This is a genomic window from Emergencia sp. JLR.KK010 (genome assembly GCF_037018265.1).
Classification (GTDB): Bacteria; Bacillota; Clostridia; order Peptostreptococcales; family Anaerovoracaceae; genus Senimuribacter; species Senimuribacter intestinalis.
This window is the reverse complement of record NZ_CP143550.1, coordinates 141007-159276: the sequence shown is the minus strand read 5'-3', so window position 1 is coordinate 159276 and position 18270 is coordinate 141007. Positions and strand designations below refer to the sequence as shown.

19 protein-coding genes are annotated in these 18270 nt (G+C 43.8%); 16 read left to right on the top strand and 3 right to left on the bottom strand.

Going from position 1 to position 18270, the window contains the following annotated elements; translation table 11 throughout:
- Nucleotides 1-37: 37 nt before the first annotated feature.
- Together tuf and V1225_RS00690 are read left to right on the top strand one after the other, a co-directional pair.
- Entirely contained in the window at nucleotides 38-1231 is a 1194-nt protein-coding gene (gene tuf / locus V1225_RS00695) for an elongation factor Tu (protein WP_160200804.1), read from the top strand.
- A gap of 885 nt (nucleotides 1232-2116) precedes the next feature.
- The gene (locus tag V1225_RS00690) at nucleotides 2117-3325 is read left to right on the top strand and encodes a sugar-transfer associated ATP-grasp domain-containing protein (protein ID WP_161908914.1); all 1209 of its coding nucleotides are present in this window, start codon (nucleotides 2117-2119) and stop codon (nucleotides 3323-3325) included.
- A gap of 89 nt (nucleotides 3326-3414) precedes the next feature.
- Here V1225_RS00690 and V1225_RS00685 read toward each other — a convergent pair whose 3' ends face one another.
- Nucleotides 3415-4293, bottom strand: a complete 879-nt coding sequence (locus tag V1225_RS00685; RefSeq protein ID WP_338547203.1) for a PhzF family phenazine biosynthesis protein — start codon at nucleotides 4291-4293, stop codon at nucleotides 3415-3417.
- A gap of 288 nt (nucleotides 4294-4581) precedes the next feature.
- Here V1225_RS00685 and V1225_RS00680 point away from each other — a divergent pair, with 288 nt between their 5' ends.
- Together V1225_RS00680 and V1225_RS00675 are read left to right on the top strand one after the other, a co-directional pair.
- On the top strand, nucleotides 4582-5226 hold the full coding sequence (locus V1225_RS00680) for a transglycosylase SLT domain-containing protein (protein ID WP_161908913.1): 645 nt from the start codon (nucleotides 4582-4584) through the stop codon (nucleotides 5224-5226).
- A gap of 262 nt (nucleotides 5227-5488) precedes the next feature.
- Nucleotides 5489-6166 (top strand): transglycosylase SLT domain-containing protein, encoded by a 678-nt coding sequence (locus V1225_RS00675; RefSeq protein ID WP_160200808.1) that lies wholly within the window; start codon nucleotides 5489-5491, stop codon nucleotides 6164-6166.
- Between the two features lie 91 nt (nucleotides 6167-6257).
- Here the strand turns inward: V1225_RS00675 and V1225_RS00670 are convergent, their stop codons facing one another.
- Nucleotides 6258-6470 (bottom strand): cold-shock protein, encoded by a 213-nt coding sequence (locus V1225_RS00670; protein WP_161908912.1) that lies wholly within the window; start codon nucleotides 6468-6470, stop codon nucleotides 6258-6260.
- A gap of 313 nt (nucleotides 6471-6783) precedes the next feature.
- On the opposite strand from V1225_RS00670, the gene mtnA reads away from it, so the two are divergent.
- The 10 genes from mtnA (at nucleotide 6784) to brnQ (ending at nucleotide 15484) form a co-directional block, all read left to right on the top strand.
- Nucleotides 6784-7836: an S-methyl-5-thioribose-1-phosphate isomerase gene (gene mtnA, locus V1225_RS00665; RefSeq protein WP_338547200.1), complete on the top strand. Its 1053-nt coding sequence runs from the start codon at nucleotides 6784-6786 to the stop codon at nucleotides 7834-7836.
- Nucleotides 7837-8751, top strand: a complete 915-nt coding sequence (locus tag V1225_RS00660) for a DMT family transporter (RefSeq protein WP_338547198.1) — start codon at nucleotides 7837-7839, stop codon at nucleotides 8749-8751.
- Nucleotides 8751-9659: a DMT family transporter gene (locus V1225_RS00655; RefSeq protein ID WP_160200812.1), complete on the top strand. Its 909-nt coding sequence runs from the start codon at nucleotides 8751-8753 to the stop codon at nucleotides 9657-9659. The genes V1225_RS00660 and V1225_RS00655 overlap by 1 nt, the downstream gene beginning before the upstream one ends.
- Nucleotides 9656-10432, top strand: coding sequence for a segregation/condensation protein A (locus V1225_RS00650; protein ID WP_160200813.1), 777 nt, complete (start codon nucleotides 9656-9658; stop codon nucleotides 10430-10432). Before V1225_RS00655 ends, V1225_RS00650 begins: the two co-directional genes overlap by 4 nt.
- The gene (gene scpB, locus V1225_RS00645) at nucleotides 10422-11018 is read left to right on the top strand and encodes an SMC-Scp complex subunit ScpB (RefSeq protein ID WP_160200814.1); all 597 of its coding nucleotides are present in this window, start codon (nucleotides 10422-10424) and stop codon (nucleotides 11016-11018) included. Before V1225_RS00650 ends, scpB begins: the two co-directional genes overlap by 11 nt.
- The gene (locus V1225_RS00640) at nucleotides 10999-11640 is read left to right on the top strand and encodes a CpXC domain-containing protein (RefSeq protein ID WP_160200815.1); all 642 of its coding nucleotides are present in this window, start codon (nucleotides 10999-11001) and stop codon (nucleotides 11638-11640) included. Before scpB ends, V1225_RS00640 begins: the two co-directional genes overlap by 20 nt.
- Before the next feature lie 349 nt (nucleotides 11641-11989).
- Nucleotides 11990-12814, top strand: a complete 825-nt coding sequence (pgeF, locus tag V1225_RS00635) for a peptidoglycan editing factor PgeF (protein WP_160200816.1) — start codon at nucleotides 11990-11992, stop codon at nucleotides 12812-12814.
- A gap of 15 nt (nucleotides 12815-12829) precedes the next feature.
- Complete coding sequence (locus V1225_RS00630) at nucleotides 12830-13588, top strand: threonine/serine exporter family protein (protein ID WP_338547194.1); 759 nt, start codon at nucleotides 12830-12832, stop codon at nucleotides 13586-13588.
- Nucleotides 13588-14028: a threonine/serine exporter family protein gene (locus V1225_RS00625; RefSeq protein ID WP_251614309.1), complete on the top strand. Its 441-nt coding sequence runs from the start codon at nucleotides 13588-13590 to the stop codon at nucleotides 14026-14028. The genes V1225_RS00630 and V1225_RS00625 overlap by 1 nt, the downstream gene beginning before the upstream one ends.
- A 190-nt stretch (nucleotides 14029-14218) precedes the next feature.
- Nucleotides 14219-15484, top strand: a complete 1266-nt coding sequence (gene brnQ, locus V1225_RS00620; protein ID WP_338547193.1) for a branched-chain amino acid transport system II carrier protein — start codon at nucleotides 14219-14221, stop codon at nucleotides 15482-15484.
- Here brnQ and V1225_RS00615 read toward each other — a convergent pair.
- Nucleotides 15481-16182 (bottom strand): helix-turn-helix transcriptional regulator, encoded by a 702-nt coding sequence (locus tag V1225_RS00615; RefSeq protein WP_338547191.1) that lies wholly within the window; start codon nucleotides 16180-16182, stop codon nucleotides 15481-15483. The two genes, brnQ and V1225_RS00615, sit on opposite strands and share 4 nt — an antisense overlap.
- 158 nt (nucleotides 16183-16340) lie before the next feature.
- Between V1225_RS00615 and V1225_RS00610 the strand changes: the two genes are divergently transcribed.
- Both V1225_RS00610 and bsh read left to right on the top strand, forming a co-directional pair.
- A complete protein-coding gene (locus tag V1225_RS00610; RefSeq protein WP_251614314.1) occupies nucleotides 16341-16835 on the top strand; it encodes a shikimate kinase in 495 nt (164 codons plus the stop codon).
- A gap of 159 nt (nucleotides 16836-16994) precedes the next feature.
- A complete protein-coding gene (gene bsh / locus V1225_RS00605; RefSeq protein WP_160200822.1) occupies nucleotides 16995-17972 on the top strand; it encodes a choloylglycine hydrolase in 978 nt (325 codons plus the stop codon).
- Nucleotides 17973-18270: the final 298 nt, after the last annotated feature.

Sequence of the window (18270 nt, the reverse complement as noted above, 5' to 3'; positions counted from 1 at the left end):
CGACTGGGGCAGACCTATCATTAGGAGGAAAACAAAAATGGCAAAAGCAAAATTTGAGAGAACCAAACCGCATATCAATATCGGAACCATTGGCCACGTAGACCATGGTAAGACAACGCTGACAGCAGCAATCACAACCACCCTGTATCAGAGATATCAGCTGGGTGAAAAGGTAGCATTCGACCAGATCGACAAAGCACCAGAAGAAAAAGAAAGAGGAATCACCATTTCTACAGCACACGTAGAATACGAAACACCGAATAGACACTACGCACACGTAGACTGCCCGGGCCACGCTGACTATGTAAAGAACATGATTACAGGAGCAGCACAGATGGACGGCGCAATCCTGGTATGCGCAGCAACAGACGGACCGATGCCGCAGACAAGAGAGCACATCCTGCTGTCCAGACAGGTAGGCGTACCATACATCGTAGTATTCTTAAATAAGTGCGACATGGTAGATGACGAAGAGCTGCTGGATCTGGTAGAAATGGAAATCAGAGAACTGCTTGACGAATATGAATTCCCAGGAGATGACACACCAATCATCAGAGGATCCGCACTGGGCGCATTAGAGAACCCAGAAGGACCATGGGGAGATAAGATAGTAGAACTGTTCGAAGCAGTAGACAGCTACATTCCAGAACCAGAAAGAGCAAACGATAAGCCATTCCTGATGCCAGTAGAAGACGTATTCTCCATCACAGGAAGAGGAACCGTAGCAACAGGAAGAGTAGAAAGAGGCGTACTGAAAGTTGGTGAAGAAGTAGAAATCATCGGCTTAACAGAAGAAAAGAGAAGCGTAGTAGTAACAGGACTGGAAATGTTCAGAAAGCTGTTAGACCAGGCAGAAACAGGAGATAACGTAGGAGCACTGCTTAGAGGTGTGCAGAGAACAGAAATCGAAAGAGGACAGGTACTGGCAAAACCAGGAACCATTCATCCGCACACAAAGTTCAAGGGCGAAGTATACGTACTGAAGAAAGAAGAAGGCGGAAGACACACTCCGTTCTTTAACGGATACAGACCACAGTTCTATTTCAGAACAACAGACGTAACAGGAGACCTGCAGTTACCAGAAGGAACAGAAATGTGTATGCCAGGAGATAACGTAACCATGACAATTGCGTTGATCACCCCGATTGCAATCGAAGAAGGACTGAGATTTGCGATCAGAGAAGGCGGCAGAACAGTAGGTTCCGGCGTTGTTACTGAGATCATCGAATAATTGCAAGTTCGCATTATGAAAGAGACAGAGTTAAATCTGTCTCTTTTTTCTATTTTTAATGGTTGTATAAATAGAGCATTAAGCGAGTGGAGACTGCTTTTAACCTAAAACGGATATTCGCGAAAAAAGTGTATAAGTGAATCATTAAATCTTAACCGAAAATCAAAAAATCTTGGATAAATGTATAAATTGCATTCAGCAATAGAGCACTTCTGCATAAAGTTTTTAGAAATATTGGAAGATACATACATAAATACTGCATTTTATGAGGCAATACCGAGGGTTTATCAAAGATTTTTGGAGACACAGCAGTATGAAAGAGCTGAAAGAAGCAAAATCTTATACACTTTTATAAAAAAATCACAATTTAGGTTAAAAAGAGTAAAAAATAAGTCAAGTTCAAAATGTGGTGTAAATTCCATTCGGTCATAATTCATCAAGCAGCGCTTAGCACTGGGCGCAGCCTGTTTCTTTCTTCGTAGCATTGACTCATACTGAATACCCTGGATAAAGAAGAGATCAAGGTACGTAAATAGGAGAAACTGACTAGGGAAAAGAAATATGAAAAGTGGCAGTTTTCGCATACAATTATGGGATTAATTACCAAATAATGACCAGTTATCCGAAAAAACGACCAGTTATCCGAAATTCCTTGATTTTTGTTGACGATATATTATACTGAAATAAAAGGGAAGAGGGATTAGACTCTTAATCATATTGTACTTAGAGATATTGGATATAGACATTAGCCTGTATCCAATATTTCTTTTTAATAAAAGAAAATATTGGAATTTTCATCTCAATTTCATTTTCAAGGAGTAATCTTCTTTAAAGATGTGTAAACTAACAGAGTGTTAGAAAAATTATATGGGGATGAACTGAAAGATGAATGAAACTGGAAAGAAATTAATATTGCGCATTTTGAGGAAAGAAAAGCGAAATCCATATATTGAATACGTTTGCAAAGAAACTGGTTGGACCTATAAACAAGCAAAAGAGCAGATGGAAGTTGCCAGGGAATGGGATATTTCCTATAGATATTATGCAAAACGTAAACTTTGGGCCAGAACTGAGAAAGAACTGGAAAAAGTAAAACGGGATATGCAGATTGTAAATGCACGAAATCGTGAAGAAAAGGCACATGCTCTTGAAATGGTCTGCAAGGAGACCGGATGGGACGAGGAGACGGCACTTGAACGCATTAGGCAGGCGAGAAAGGTGTGCGGATGCACTTACAAGGATTATTATAAATTTAAATTGTATAGGTATGATGCAGATAAACAGAGCACTTTTTTGACCTCGAAGGTGATGGATGAAATCTCTTTTAAGTACAACCACGATCCTAAAGTGCTGAAACTCCTGCTGCATAAGGAGCGTTTTGCGAAGAAATACGACGATTTGCTGAACCGAAAGTGGTTTGTAAATCGGAAGCTCACCTTTGAAGAGTTTTTAGAAAGGATGGAAGGCGTGGAGGACTTAGTCTGCAAGCCTACGTCTGCTACACAAGGTAAGGGTATCGAAAAGATACACTGCGGCGCGGACTTGTCTGAAACCGAGAAACGCTCGTTGTATGAGAAACTGTTTTCGGCGAAGAAAACAATGATTTGTGAGGAATGCATCGTGCAGCATCCGGAGATGGCGGCGTTCAATACGTCTTCGGTGAATTCTGTGCGGGTATTGACGATTACGCAGGAAGGAAAATGTTATCATATTTATGCGGGCTTTCGCATGGGTCGCGGTAAGATTGTGGACAATTTTCATGCAGGCGGAATTATCGCTACGGTGGATGTAAAAAGTGGCGTAACCTGTATGGATGCAATTGATTTGGAGGGGAAACATTATCCTCAGCATCCTATTTCAAAGCTTGCAACGAAAGGCTTTCAGATACCTCACTGGGATAAAGTTCTTACAGTAACGGAGGAGGCTGCACTACGGCTTGAAGGAGTGGGCCTTGTAGGCTGGGACGTTGCCATTACAGAAAAAGGCGTTTGCCTGATAGAAGGAAATTCCGAGGCTAGCTACCATATCATTCAGCTGCCTTACGTAGAAGAGGGTATTGGTATGAAACACATCTTTGCACCATTTCTGGATTAAAAATATAAAAGCCCTTTGTCGATTGGCGCATCGGCAAGGGCTTTGTTTTTGCTTTTCATTGTTTTTCATCATTTGCGGTCAAGCGCTTATTACTTGATATGAATTTCACCTTCCGCTAAAATGACAGCACTGCCGCCGACCTTAATTCGGCAACTTTCTGCAGAAGCGTCGATTTCGGTAAGAATCACCGACGGACGCTGCATTTTTTCTCCCTGAACGAACTTACAACTGCTCTTTTCGCCAATGAGTTTGTTCAGATAGAAGTAATAGGTCATAGCGCCACTGGAAGTGCCAGTGGCGGCCTCTTCGTCAATTTCGTAAAGAGGTGCGAAGTTTCTGGCGTGGGCGGTAACGCCTTTTTCACAATGCAGCGTAAAGGCATGGACGCCGACGACGCCATAGCGTTCTGACAGTGCGGAAAGAGCTTTCATGTCAGGCTCGATGGCGTTAAGGGCGGCAAGGTCAGAAACGGGCATCATGATGTCTGGAAGACCTGTGGAAATCAGTCTTGGCACAGGTAGATCCATGGAGGAGTCATAATCTGCTCCCATGATATCGTAAAGCTCTTTGATTTTCTCAGGGTCGTTCATAATGGAAATTTCCTCTGGGGAAGCCATGTCCATCATGATAAAGCCGTCTTTGATTTCGATATTCAAATCTCCTGCAAGGGTGTGATTGATGCAGGAACAGTTATTTTCGATAATGCCGAGGTACATCATTGCATAAAATGATGCGATAGTAGCGTGACCGCAAAGGTCAACTTCCGCAGCTGGGGTAAAATAGCGAATCTGAAATTCATGGGCATCTAAAACTTTAATGAAAGCTGTTTCAGAGTAGCGAAGTTCTGCAGCGGTTTTGATGCAGAGTTCGTCGGACGGAAAGTCAGCGCCTTCGGAAAGCAGAACGATGCCGGCTGGATTTCCGCCGAAAGTGGTATCGGTAAAAGCATCAGCAATTAAAAATTTCATAATAAGACCTCCTCACTAAATCTACCTATAGTATAGTGTAAAGTAGGAATAATTGCAAGAAGGAAGAAATTAGAGGGGAAATTGCATACAATTATATAAAAACACTAAAGGCAAACCTTTAAATTAGTTTTAAAACATTAAAAAATTGAACCGAACTGTGAAGACGATGTGAAAAGTCGTGATTTACAGTTTATTCATTTTTTTGCCTGCCTATACTAATATAGCCTGAGAAATTGTGGCAGGCACGTTTAAGTGTAAGACACAAAAGGAAAAAAAGGGAGATTTGATATGAAAAAGAAGCTATTTATTACAGGGGCATTGATTTCTATGACTGTTTTTTCAGCAGCTGTGATTTATGCCGATACAGATGTAAGGGAGCCGGAACTCACGTCATTTACGCCAAAAGAATTTACAAAAATTGAAACTGCTATGGCATCTTGTGCGACTGCGGTCAGAAAGGAAGATCAGAATTATCGAAAAGGTCTTTCTGCGTATATTCGCCATGTCAACAGAAATGTAAGCAAGCAGGAGGCAGATGCTATGGTTGACAGTTTCGTGAAGTATGCGGATGAATATAATGTAGATGAAAAAATCGTCATGGCGGTAGCCCAGACAGAGAGTTGTTATTACGCGGATGTAGTTAGCTGTGCTAATTATAAAGGACTCATGCAGACGGGAGATATCTTAGCGGAAAGTGCGGGTTATACCCCTGAAAGTCTGTTTAATCCGGATATCAGTATCAAAGTTGGCGCCAGCTATATCAAAGATAAATTGGAAGAATTCGGAGACACCAGATTGGCGCTGACAGCCTACAACCAAGGTTCGGGTTCGGTGCATTCAGGAAACTATTCCACAGACTATGCAGATCTGACTTTAAGAAGAGCAGAGGACATGGAGAACTTTCTGAAGGAGCATGGATATTTGAAAAAATAGTTTCTTAAGATTCCTTAAGAAACTGCAATAATTCTTAAGAAATCTTAAGGAGATTGGATACAATTTAGAATTAAAAACAAATAATTAAAATATAAATTGGACAATAAAAACAAAAAATGGTAAAGCTTCGTGAAAAGTGTGTGAAAAATTAAGATTTCTTAAGAATTCGCCTTGACCTTTGTTTATAATATAGGAGTCGCAGGAAACATCTGGTGAATGACTTCCTGCACGAGTAAACTAATAGACAGAGGAGAAGAAAGAAATGGCGAAGAAGCTAATCACAGTTTTACTGGTATTAACCATCGTCGCTTGCTCATCAGTTTCCATTTACGCAGCAGAAAGCAGAGAAGTAGAATCTAGTAACGATACAGAAAAAGGCGGACAGAGAGTAGAGCAGATGGTCGACGAATACGACGAAGCAGAAGCTCAGAAGGAAGCAGAGAAAAAGAAGAAAGCTGAGGAAAAGAAAAAGAAGGAAGAAAAGTACCGTAACGGTCTTGCCGCTTACATCAGAAAAATTAATCCAAATGTAGGAACAAGAAAATCCAAGACTTTGGCAAAACTGTTCATTGAAAAAGGCGAGAAGTACGATTTGGATCCTAAAGTACTGATGGCAGTTGCTCAAGGCGAAAGCACTTTTTATACCAATGCAACTAACCCTTATGGCTATAAGGGGCTTATGCAGACCAGCGATTCTTTAGCAAGAAGTTACGGATATAGCCCGTCAAGCCTTTACAAGCCGGAAGTCAGTATTGAAGTCGGCGCAAGGTATTTAAAAAGTATGAAAAAAACATACAAGACCTATAAAAAGGCGCTTTCCGCCTATGCGTATGGACCGGGCTCAGTGAATGCAGGAAAATTTTCCTACAGTTATGCAAACCGAGTACTGAATCGCAGAGATAATATTACAAAATATTTGGAACGCAATAAGTATATCTAAGCTTTTAAATACCATGCTGGCGCATAGTGTTTAAAGATAAAAAAGACGCAGCTGCGAGGGCTGCGTCTTTTCCTTTTGAAATTGTGGGCGTTTATGCAACGAAAACATTAACTGCGCGAAGCTTTGCGGAATCCCTTGGATCCTGCTCTACATCGTAGGTTACATGCTGTCCTTCTTCCAGGGATTTGTAGCCTGCACTTTGAATGACAGAAAAATGTACAAAGACATCTCCGCTACCATTATCTCCTGAGATAAAACCAAAACCTTTTTCGTTGTTAAACCATTTTACAGTACCAGTATTCATAAGTGGTACCTCCTTTATATTATATTAGCCCAAATGATACAAATAAAAAACACCACGGGCAGGTCAAAATGAAAAATCGACCTTGCATTGTGGTGACAATCAATCATACATCTTAGAACTAATATTAGTATAACAGATATTTTAGAATTTACAAGAGTTTTTATATGAAAAATTTAGAAAAATATAATTCTGGTTAATTTATAACTAGCAGAAGTGGACGGAGACGATGCTGCCAGCATCGCAAAACATGCAAGGGAATTCTTGTCAATACCGCACTCAGTGTGGTATACTATAAGCTTAGAGGAGTGTAAAAATGAAAGTTTTCGATATTGCACCGGTTAAGTATCTGGACGGAAAAATGCTTGTTTTGGATCAGACCTGTTTGCCCGGTGAAGAAATTTACATAGAAATGCAGAGCAAAGAAGACGTCTTTGAAGCAATTTACAAATTGCGTGTTCGAGGTGCGCCGGCAATTGGTGTGGCAGCGGCATACGGTCTTTATGTGGAAATGCGGGATTATCCGGAAGAAAAGGGGCTTGCAGAGTTTATGCAGGCGCTAAAAAAAGCAAAGGACTATCTGATTTCGGCAAGACCGACGGCGGTCAATCTGGCATGGGCACTGAATAGAATGTGCGGCGTGCTTGAGGCGGAGAAACCGCAAAGTGTTGAAGCCGCAAAGCAGAGGCTCTTTATCGAGGCGGAATCCATTCGCAGTGAGGATGAGGCTGCCTGCTATGCTATGGGAGAATATGGTTTGTCGCTGCTGCGTCCAGGTATGGGAATTCTGACCCATTGTAATGCTGGAACCATAGCGACTGCCAAGTACGGAACTTGTCTGGCACCAATTTATCTCGGTGCAGAGCGAGGGTTTGATTTTCATGTCTTTGCTGATGAAACCAGGCCGCTTTTGCAGGGGGCAAGACTGACTAGCTGGGAGCTTTCCAAGGCGGGTATTGATGTTACTCTGATTTGTGACAACATGGCGGCGACCGTGATGAAGAAGGGCTGGGTTGACGCTGTTGTGACCGGCTGCGACAGAATGGCGGCAAACGGTGACGGCGCCAACAAGATAGGAACTAGCGGTGTGGCAATTTTGGCAAAGGAGTATGGGATTCCTTTTTATATGTATGTGCCGACTTCGACCATCGATTTGAATACGGCAAGCGGTGAAGCAATAGAGATTGAGGAAAGAGACGGAGAAGAGATTTATAAGATGTGGTATGAGAAGCCTATGGCGCCTGCAGGGATTAAGACTTACAATCCGGCTTTTGATGTGACTGAGGCGAAATATATCACAGCAGTAATTACGGAGAAAGGAATTGTCAGACCTCCCTACAGGGAAAATCTGGAAAAGTTATTGAAATAAATGAAGAAGAATACGACGATTTACGCACTTATGGTACTGGCTGCTTTTTTGTGGTCGGGGGCTTTTATTGCTGGGAAATATACGGGTCCATACATTCCGTCCGGCTCGGTGACATTCCTGCGATTTGCAATTGCTTCGGTTTTAATGTATTTTATCATGAAGGCGACCCAGGCGAAGGAGCCACAGGCGGCATATAAATTTACAAAGAAGGACATTCCGCATTTTCTTTTTACAGGGGTTGTGGGTATGGTAGGCTATCATTTGTTTTTCTTTGAATCCCTCAACTATACGACGGCGATTAATTCATCGATTATCAGAGCTATTGACCCTGTGATTACGGTGCTCATCGCTTTTGTGTTTTTACATCAGAGGGTGCCGCTCAAACAGCTTCTCGGCATTTTACTGTCTCTATTTGGGGTGGTGCTTACGATTACAGCCGGTGACTTTGCACATTTTGCAGAGATGGAACTGAATCGAGGCGACCTATATATGATCGGTGCTGTGGTATGCTGGTCGGCATATGGGGTTTACAGCAAGAGCAGATGCAGTCACATTCCACCAGTGGTATTGACTTATTACAGTTTTTTGGTATGTTCCATCGTGCTGATTCCTGTTTCGCTCATTGAAAAGCCGTGGGAATTTCTGCCAAGCGTTCCGGTGTCTGCTTGGATCGCACTATTATTCATGGCTGTGTTTTGCTCAGGCATCGCTTATTATATACAGCAGATTGCGCTAAGAATCATCGGACCGACCCGATGCTCAATTTTCGTCAATTTAGTGCCGGTATTTTCTTTCATCCTGGCAACGTTGATGCTGGGAGAGGAACTGCAGCCGGTTAAGATATTAACAACGGTTATCATCATTGCTGGCGTTTGCATATGTCAGGCGGCAGGAAACAGGAGTGAAGCGAAATAATGGAAAAAGAAAAGAAGGGCGTTCTTGCCCGCTATGTTAAAATTATTGTAGTATTGGCTGTAATGGCAGGGTCCTCCTCAGGCATTTTTGGCAGTGTGATTGAGGCGCCTTCGCTTGCTATTGGATTTTGGAGACTGACTATCGGTGTGCCGTTCTTTGCGGTTCCGGTGCTTCTAAAGCAGCGGGATGTGCTGAAACAGATTTCTGTGAAAGACTACATATGGACCTTTGTTGCAGGGGCATTTTTGTTTGGACATTTCTTTTCCTGGTTTAATGCAGTGAAAATGACCAATGTCGCTAGTGCAGTTGTGCTGGCAGCGCTGCATCCGCTGGTCGTTCTTGCAATCACGATTTTTATTTTCAAACGGAAGGTTGGACGCAGACCGATTATGGGCATTGTTCTAGCCCTTCTCGGCGGTGTCATGATTGCTGGACTCGATTATCAGCAGCTTACGGCAGGTAACTTTAAAGGCGATGTGCTGGCGTTCCTTGCCGGTGCATTTATGGGCATTTACTTTGCTATTGGCAATGAAGTGCGAAAAAGCGTGCCAGGCGCGGTTTATGTATTTTTAGTATTTTTTTCCTGCTGGATTTGCTTTTCTGCAGGTGTTATTGCAACGGGAACGCCAGTTTTGGGCTACAGCAGCATGGACTATATCTATATTATCGCAATGACGCTGGTTTGCCAAATCGGCGCCCATGCAGTGCTTAACCTGTGCTTTGGCTATGTGGATTCTCTGTACGTTTCTGCATGGGAGTCGGGAGAATCCGTGTTTGCTATCATCATGGGCGTTATCTTTCTGGGACAGATTCCGACTTCCTACGAGCTGATTGGCTGCGTGATAGTGATTATCGGACTTTTGTACTATAATTATTATACGGGCATCGCTGAAAAGGAGAGATTATGAGTTACAAAGTAAAGCTGCCTATTTTTGAGGGACCTTTTGACCTTCTCGTATATCTCATTGAGAATGCCCAGATGAGTATCTATGATATAAAGGTTTCGGAAATTACCGGACAGTACTTAGAATATATCAAAGCGATGCGGGAGATGGACTTTAACATCGGCACAGAGTTTATGGTGCTGGCGGCGACTTTAATTGATATTAAGTCGAAGATGATTTTGCCGAGGACAACCATCGACGGCACGACGGTGCTTGAAGACGATCCAAGAAGCGAACTGGTTGAACGTCTGCTGGAATACAAGCGATTTAAAAGAGGTGCGGAAATTCTGGCGGAACGAGAAGCGTATATGTCTTTTGTTTACGAGAAACCGCAGGAAGATATTTCTGCTTATCTGGAAGAACCGGATGAATATCTGGCGCTGGATATTAAGCAATTTGCGACGGCTTTCGATCTGTTTCTGCGAAAGAAAAAGCGGGAGGAAGATGTCAGAGCCCACTATACCAGGGTGGAGAGAGAAAAAGCCACCATTGAAAGCAGAATGGTCTACATTAAAGACCGATTTAAATCAGCCTTATCAAGGGGAATTGGCAAGCTGAATCTGAAGGAACTGATTCCTGACAAGAAAGATCGATATGATGTGGTGGTTACTTTTACTTCTGTGCTGCAGATGATGCGCGACAAATATCTGGACGCAGAGCAGAAGCATATTTACGGAGATATTATGGTTTTGCCGGGAGAAAAAAACATGGAGGAGACAATCGAACATGAACAGTAAGAAGACAATCAAATCTGCGCTGGAATCCATGATGTTTATCTGGGGCGAGCCTCTGGAAGTGAAGACTTGTGCAGATCTCTTTAATATCAGTAAAGAGGATATGATGGAATATTTTCTGGAACTGAAAGATGAGTATGAGCAGGAAGGCAGGGGAATTGTCGTCAGGCAGGTGGGAAAGTCTTTTCAGTTTGTAACAAGACCTGAGAATGCCGAGTTTATTGAGAGACTGTGCACGCCGGTCAAGGTGAAAAAGCTGTCTCAGTCAGCGCTGGAAGTACTGGCAATTATCGCTTACAAACAGCCGGTAACGAAGGGGGAAATCGACGCGATCAGAGGCATCAAATGTGACCGGGTGATCGATGGTCTTGTAAAGAAAGACTTGATCTGTGCAAAGGGGCGGTCTGAAGGGATTGGAAGACCCATTTTGTACGGTACAACAGATACGTTTTTAAAGAATTTTGGATTTACCAGTCTGAAGGAATTGCCGGAGATTGAGGATATTGAAGGCGTGATTAATGTGGAAGAGCCTAAGGACATGGAACAAATATCAATTGAAGAGGTGGATTATGGAGAGGGAGAAATTTAAATGCCCGGGCTGCGGGGAAGAGATTATGATGGATATCCATGAATTTGTAGATGTGTGTGTGGAGCCGTCGTATAAGGAGAAGGTCATGAATGGGTCCTTTTTCCTTGCAAAATGTCCAAAGTGCGGAGATGAAACGCTGGCGGAGTATCCGATGATGTATATGGATCCTGATCGGAAACTGACCATTTACATGGCGCCGGAACACGACAACTCTTTGCTTGCGCAGCTCAACAGTCTGGAACTGCCGGAGTCTTCGGTGGACGCAGAGGCAGTTTTTCGAGTAGTCAAAGATGGCGGAGAGCTTTTAGAAAAAATTCTCATCTTTGATGGCGGCAGAGATGACCGGATTATCGAGCTTTACAAGGCGCTGGTTTATGAGAATATAAAGGGCGAATGGCCTAAGGTGCGCCGCGAGGACCTTTTGTATTATCTCGATGGTGAGGAGGATTACTTTATTATTTGGGATTATACGAACGCTATGGGCGAACAACTGACGGTTAATTTGGATGAGGAACTCTACGGGCAGCTGGAGCGGGATTATCTGAAGTCCCTTTCAGTGCCTGCCGGAAAGTATGCCGAGGTCAATGCCGCATGGCTTTCTGAACGGGTGGATGTGGAGTAAGTCTGTAATAGGGTTATTTATGAAATGAAAATCGCCGTTGCAGAAAAACGTTGAAATATAATTGAAAAAAGGAAAATTTGATTGATAGGGGCGTCCGGTGATGGGGATGCTCCTTCTTTTTGAGAAAAATATAGGCGGAAGGAGTGTTGTATCCGTCTTGCGACGTATTGTCTTTAGGAATTTTCCTTTTTTTTGTGGCAACAAAGGGTAAAGTTCTGTAACTTCCAAAATGCTTTTACATAAGCCTTACTGTCAACAAAAGGAGGCAAGCTGTCTCTTGTAGTTTTTGTAAATATCTCGTATACTATCCGTATGTGTGATGGAAGATTTTATGTTGGGGGGGAAGAGAATGAAAGAATCCACGAAAAATTATAAGCTTCACAAATTGGGAGAGCGGCAGTACCTGACGCTAAATGCTTTTGCGGCATATCCGGAGCTTGTGCATCTGTTTACAACGCGTCACGGCGGTGTGAGCGGCGGCTGTACCGCCAGCTGGAATTTTGGAGCGCGAACTCTGGACAGTGAGGAAAATATACGGCAGAATTATGAGCTTTTAGCGGAGACATTGGGAACTGGCGCTGAGAGCCTTGTCGTTTCAGATCAGACCCATACCACCAATATTCGAGTGGTGCAGGCATCGGATGCGGGAAAGGGTGTAACGTGTCCCAAGGATTACGAAGATGTGGATGGTCTTGTGACTGATGTACCGGGGATTGCTATAGTAACTGGTCATGCAGACTGCAATGCAGTGTTTTTTTATGATCCGCTAAAGAGAGTTATCGGTCTTGCCCATTCGGGATGGAGAGGAACACTTGGCGGTATCAGCAGGGAAATGGTGCGTAAGATGAAAGATTGCTACGGCAGCTCTGCAGAAAATTTGATCACAGGGCTTGGACCTGCCCTTTGCCAAGACTGTTTTGAGGTGGATACGGATGTCGCGCAGCGTTTTTTTGATAAGGACGAAAATTATAGAAATTTTTCTTACCAAAAAGGCGAAAAATATTATCTTGACTTAAAGCAAATCATCAGGTATGATTTGCTGGCAGAGGGAATTTTGCCAGAACATTTCAGCGATATGAATCTCTGTACGAAATGCCATAAGGACGTATTCTTTTCCCACCGGGGGCACCAGGGAAAACGAGGCATTATGGCGGCAGCAATGATGTTACGATAGAAAGAGGACGAAGGAATGCGATATCTACAGAAAGTGTTATATCTGACTGCAGGGGTCGGGGAACAACTTCTGCGATGCGGTGCGGAAATTGCCCGTGTAGAAGAGACCATGGAGAGAATTGCAAAGCACTATGGAACGACAAAACAGCAGGTATTTATCATATCTAACGGTGTGTTTGTCAATTTGGAAATGGGAACAGAAGAGCGGGAGACCAGCCTGGAGCCGATTATGAGCACCAGTGTAGATCTAAACAAACTTTGCGAACTGAATAATCTGTCGCGAAAAATAGAGCAGATGGATTTAGAGATTGATGCCGCAATAGAAGAATTTGAGGTAATTAGACAGGGGCGGAAATATAATAAGTGGCTGCACGTTCTCTGCTCTGGTATCGGTGCGGCAGCGTTTTGCTATTTTCTCGGAGGAGGAACGTTAGACTGCATGGCAGCTTGTCTGATGGGGCTTCTCGTTTGGGGCTTTTTTCTGGCACTGGAACCCCTGCATCTTTCCAATGTGCTTCTGCACATTGCTGCTAGCTTTATAGCGGCGGGAGGCTGCGTGCTGATGATGAGAATGGGCATGGTGGAAAATCTTGATAAAGCCATTGTCGGGGCGATTATACCGCTGCTTCCCAGTGTGGCTTTTGTTAATGGCGTGCGGGATTTAGTGGATCAGAACTATATCTCCGGCGGGGTCAGAATGGTAGACGCAATTTTACTGTTTACCTGCATTACCACAGGAGTATTTTTAGCATTGCAGCTGGGAGGTCGTGTCTGATGATAGAATTTGTATTGCAGGGCATTGCTGCCTGTATCGGAACAGCGGCTTTTGCGGTGCTGTTTAAAGTGCCGGGCAGACAGTGCGGCGTATGCGGCCTTGTTGGACTTGCGGGCTGGGTCATTTATACCCTCTGTCTTCCTTTTATGTCCATTGCGCTGGCATCATTTCTTGCAGCGGCAGTTATTGCACTTCTTGCGAGAATCCTTGCCGTATTTTGTAAGGTGCCTGCCAACGTGATTATGATTCCTGGGATATTTCCCATTATTCCAGGGATTAGCATCTATAACATGATCTATAATCTGTTTATCGGAAATACGGTGCAGGGGCTGTCTGGCGGTTTTGCAGTGCTGAAAATCATCGGCGCTATGGTGCTGGGCATGGTGGCGGTGTTCTCTCTGCCGAGAAGTATGTTCCGCAGACATAAAAAAGTTTCTTAAAAAGAACCTTTTTCGTGAATTTTCTCGTTTTCACAGTGAATTCTGTAAAGTGCTATGAAAGACGAGGAAAAGTTTCTTTAAAAGATACATACAAGAAAAAGATTTCCTGCAAGGAAACGACCCTGGGTTTGTCATCGGCAGATTTCAGATGATAAAATAGCCTCATGAATTTTAGTTGTGAGGTGTAAAGATGAACAAAATTAAAACAGCTGATTCCCTGACCATTGGCTTTGCACTCTTTGCAATGTTCTTTGGAGCAGGGAATCTTATTTTTCCTCCATTTTTAGGCTGGGAGTCCGGCGGATCCTGGCTGATTGGATTTTTATGCTTTATTTTTATTGATATCGGTATGAGCTTGTTTGCCATGATTGCTATTGCAGGAAGCGGAGAGGGTGCAGAAGGGCTTACGGGAAAGCTTGGAAATAAAATTTCTACTGTGGTTCTTGCGCTTAACTGTCTGTGCATTGGACCTTTTGTAGCGGTTCCTAGGACGGCGGCAATTACCTATGAGGTCGGTGTAGTACCGAACCTGGGAGCAATAAACTCCTGGTTATTTACTGGGATTTTCTTTGCAGTCGCATTTCTTCTCAGCGCAAAACAGAGCAAGGTTGTAGATCTTGTAGGGAAATTTATGGCGCCTGTGATGTTTGTTGCACTTTTAGTAATGATTGGAAAAGGAATTGTAACACCTCTTGGGGAAATCGGACCTTCTGCCCAGACGGGGAGTGTTGTGAGAAACGGACTGCTGTCCGGCTATCAGACTATGGATATGATGGCTGCATATATTTTCTCTGTAGCGATTTTGATGACCATTCGTCAGAAAGGATATAGCCAGCAGAAGGAACACTCTGCGCTGATTCTAAGGGGTGGTCTTATTGCAACGGTATTGCTAGTCGTGGTGTATGGTGGGCTTGCCTATATAGGCGCAACTATGTCGGTTTCTGTAAAGGAACAACTGAGTCAGGCACAACTTCTGATTTTGCTGACAGAACAGCTTCTGGGAAAACCAGGCATGCTTCTTCTGGGGGTAATTGTCGCTTTTGCCTGTCTGACGACGGCAGTCGGACTTTTGACTTCTATTGCTTCCTTCTTTGCAGAAAAAACAGGTGTAAAGTATGAAGTGCTGGTAGCTGTATTTACGCTGGTTTCCTGGGTCATTTCCAACTTTGGAACTTCAACGATTATTTCCATGGCAGCGCCGGTACTGGATTTGATTTATCCGGTGTTGATTGTGCTGGTGGTATTTGGATTTTTGGGAAGGTGGATTCGGTCAGAAACGACCTACCGCTTTGCAGCATTTGGTGCCTTTGCAGCATCGGTACTTTTGCAGATTGGAAATATCTTCGACATCGATATCTTTGCAAATTTGCTGCCGCTGTCCGGTCTGGGCTTTGGCTGGATTATCCCGGCAGGAATTTTTACAGCGCTGGGCGTGCTGAAAACGAAGAAAATTTAGCGCCTTTGCAGCGATACGATACCGGTGTTTCGAATGCGTCTGATTTCCGTCTGGTCGAAGGTGAGGGCGTCAAGGAGCAGCTGGTTTTCTGCCAGCGGTTTTTCTGAAATGACTGCCTTGCAGGTGACGGGAACCAGATTGGCAAAGGAAAGACCGCTGAGAAGACCGATATTAAAGAGCAGGTTGTCCAGATTAGAGCGATAGCAGATGGAGACCTGCTCAATATTATTTTTTTGATTGATTAAATGCAGATGCGTAAAGATGTCTTTCTTATAAAAAAAACCGTAGTAGAAACCCTGGCATTTTTCAGGTGTCTGAAAAGAAGGAACACCGTAGAACATGGAGGCTTCCTGTTGATGCAGGTTCGAATTTTGATTACTGCCGTAAATTTCTACAAGACTTCTGTGCAGCGTGCCGTTGCGTCCGGCAAGGTTGTACAGATAAAACTGGGATACGACGTTTTTTTCAGATGGGAAGTCTTCTTCATCTGCAATTGTTAAAAGTGCGTGCATTGGTATTTGCAGAAGCTGGCATATTTCGTGCAGGGTTTCAAGATCCAGTGCAATAGCAGCATGCTCATATTTAGAAATGGTTGACTTTGTTTTATGCAGTGCATCTGCAAATTCTTGCTGACTGAAGCCCTTGGCTTTTCTGAACATGCGGATTCTGTTTCCAACTTCTTTGCTGTACTGGTTCATCAATTCTGTGCCTCCTATTTTCCTCCTTATATTGTACATCAGGTTAGGGTGGTTTGCCAATGATTCTTTTTGCAGAGATTCAAGCCTGACTTTGCTATCTGAACCGATTTATGGTAGAATAAAAAACTAAGTGAAAATGATAGGAGTTTAAACGAAACATGCAGAATATTATTTTAGTGGGAATGCCCTCCTGCGGGAAGAGCACGGTGGGTGTTGTTCTTGCAAAAACTTTAAATAAAGGTTTTGTGGACACGGATCTTTTAATTCAGCAACGGGAGAAGCGAACCTTGCAGGAGATTATTGACAGTCGAGGCAATGGGTATTTTCATCGGGTAGAAGAATCTGTGCTGCTGGATTTTAAGGGAGCGGATTATGTCGTTGCCACAGGCGGTAGTGCTATTTATTTTGACAAGGCGATGAATCGCTTCAAGGAAAACGGCATCGTTGTGTATCTGCAGGTGACGCTGGACACGGTGCTTGAGCGGCTGTCTAATATTAAAACCCGCGGCGTGACTTTGGAAAAGGGACAGACTCTGGCGGATCTTTACCAGCAGCGAGTGCCGCTTTATGAAAAATATGCGGATGTAACGATTTGCTGTGATGAATGTACGGTAGAAGACGTAGTAGAAAAAATTGCCGCAGCGCTGAACTGATGGAAATCTGTGCATGAAATTAGGAAGTGTGGCATAAATTGAGAAGAATGGGAAAAGATATTTTTACAGGAATAACCGAAAGGAAGGTTTTGTTATAGGAACGTTTTGATACACTTTGCCGCATAGCGGCATCTTGTTAAGATTGGGGTAAGGAATTTTATGTGTACAGCGATTACGTACAAGACGAAGGACTTTTATTTTGGGAGGACACTGGATTATGAGTTCTCTTATGGGGACGAGGTTACCATAACACCGCGAAACTATCCGTTTCGCTTTCGGAACATGGAGACGATGGAAAACCACCATGCGATGATTGGGATGGCGTATGTGCCGGAGGATGAGCCGCTTTACTATGAGGCCGTCAATGAAGCGGGGCTTGGTATGGCAGGACTGAACTTTGTGGGCAACGCGGTGTATCAGAAAGAAGTGAAACAGGGGAAGTGCAATCTTGCCCAATTTGAACTGATTCCGTGGCTTCTGGGACAATGCGTTTCAGTAAAGGAGGCACGGAAGCTGCTTGCGCGCGTGAATCTTTTGGATACTCCCTACAGCGACAGTCTTCCGCCGGCGCAACTGCACTGGATGATTGCCGACAAGCAGGAAGCTATCACGCTAGAATCTACCGCGGAGGGATTGTTTATCTATGATAATCCGGTGGGCGTACTGACCAACAATCCGCCTTTTGGGGAGCAGATGTTTCAGCTGAATAACTATATGAGCCTGTCGACCTGCGCGCCGCAGAATCATTTTTGTGATAAGCTGCCGCTTTTTGCTTACAGCCGGGGCATGGGCGCTTTAGGGCTTCCGGGAGATTTATCCTCTCAGTCGCGCTTTGTGCGGGCTTCTTTTGTAAAAATGAACTCGGTCAGTGATGATTCGGAAGAAGAAAGCGTCAGTCAGTTTTTTCATATTCTAGGCGCAGTAGATCAGCAGCGTGGCTGCTGTGATTTAGGAGACGGCAAGTACGAGGTGACCCTCTTTACGGCTTGCTGCAATGCGGATCGAGGAATTTACTATTATACTACCTACGATAATCATCAGATTTCGGCAGTGGATATGCGAAGAGAAAATCTGGAGGCATCGGAACTGATCCGGTATCAGCCGGTTCGGGGTCAGCAGATTTACAGGCAGAACTAAATATTTTGCGTTTGCTAGCAAGCCGCTCCCTTGGGCGCGGCTTGCTGCTTTCGCTTTACGGCAGCAGGTTCACAACTGGGTCTACAGCCGGGTTCACAAAGTAGGCAGTCTGTCAGTGCAGAAATTCCAAAAAATCTTCTAAAATATGCACAGCCTGATCTATGTCCGGTGGAGTAGTGGAGCAGCGAAAACGGTAAAGGCAATCAAACTCGCTAGCATTTTTACGTGCGGGTTTTTCTTTTGCTTGACGAAAGAACAAATGTTCATTATAATGATAAGGTATAACAATGAAAGAAGG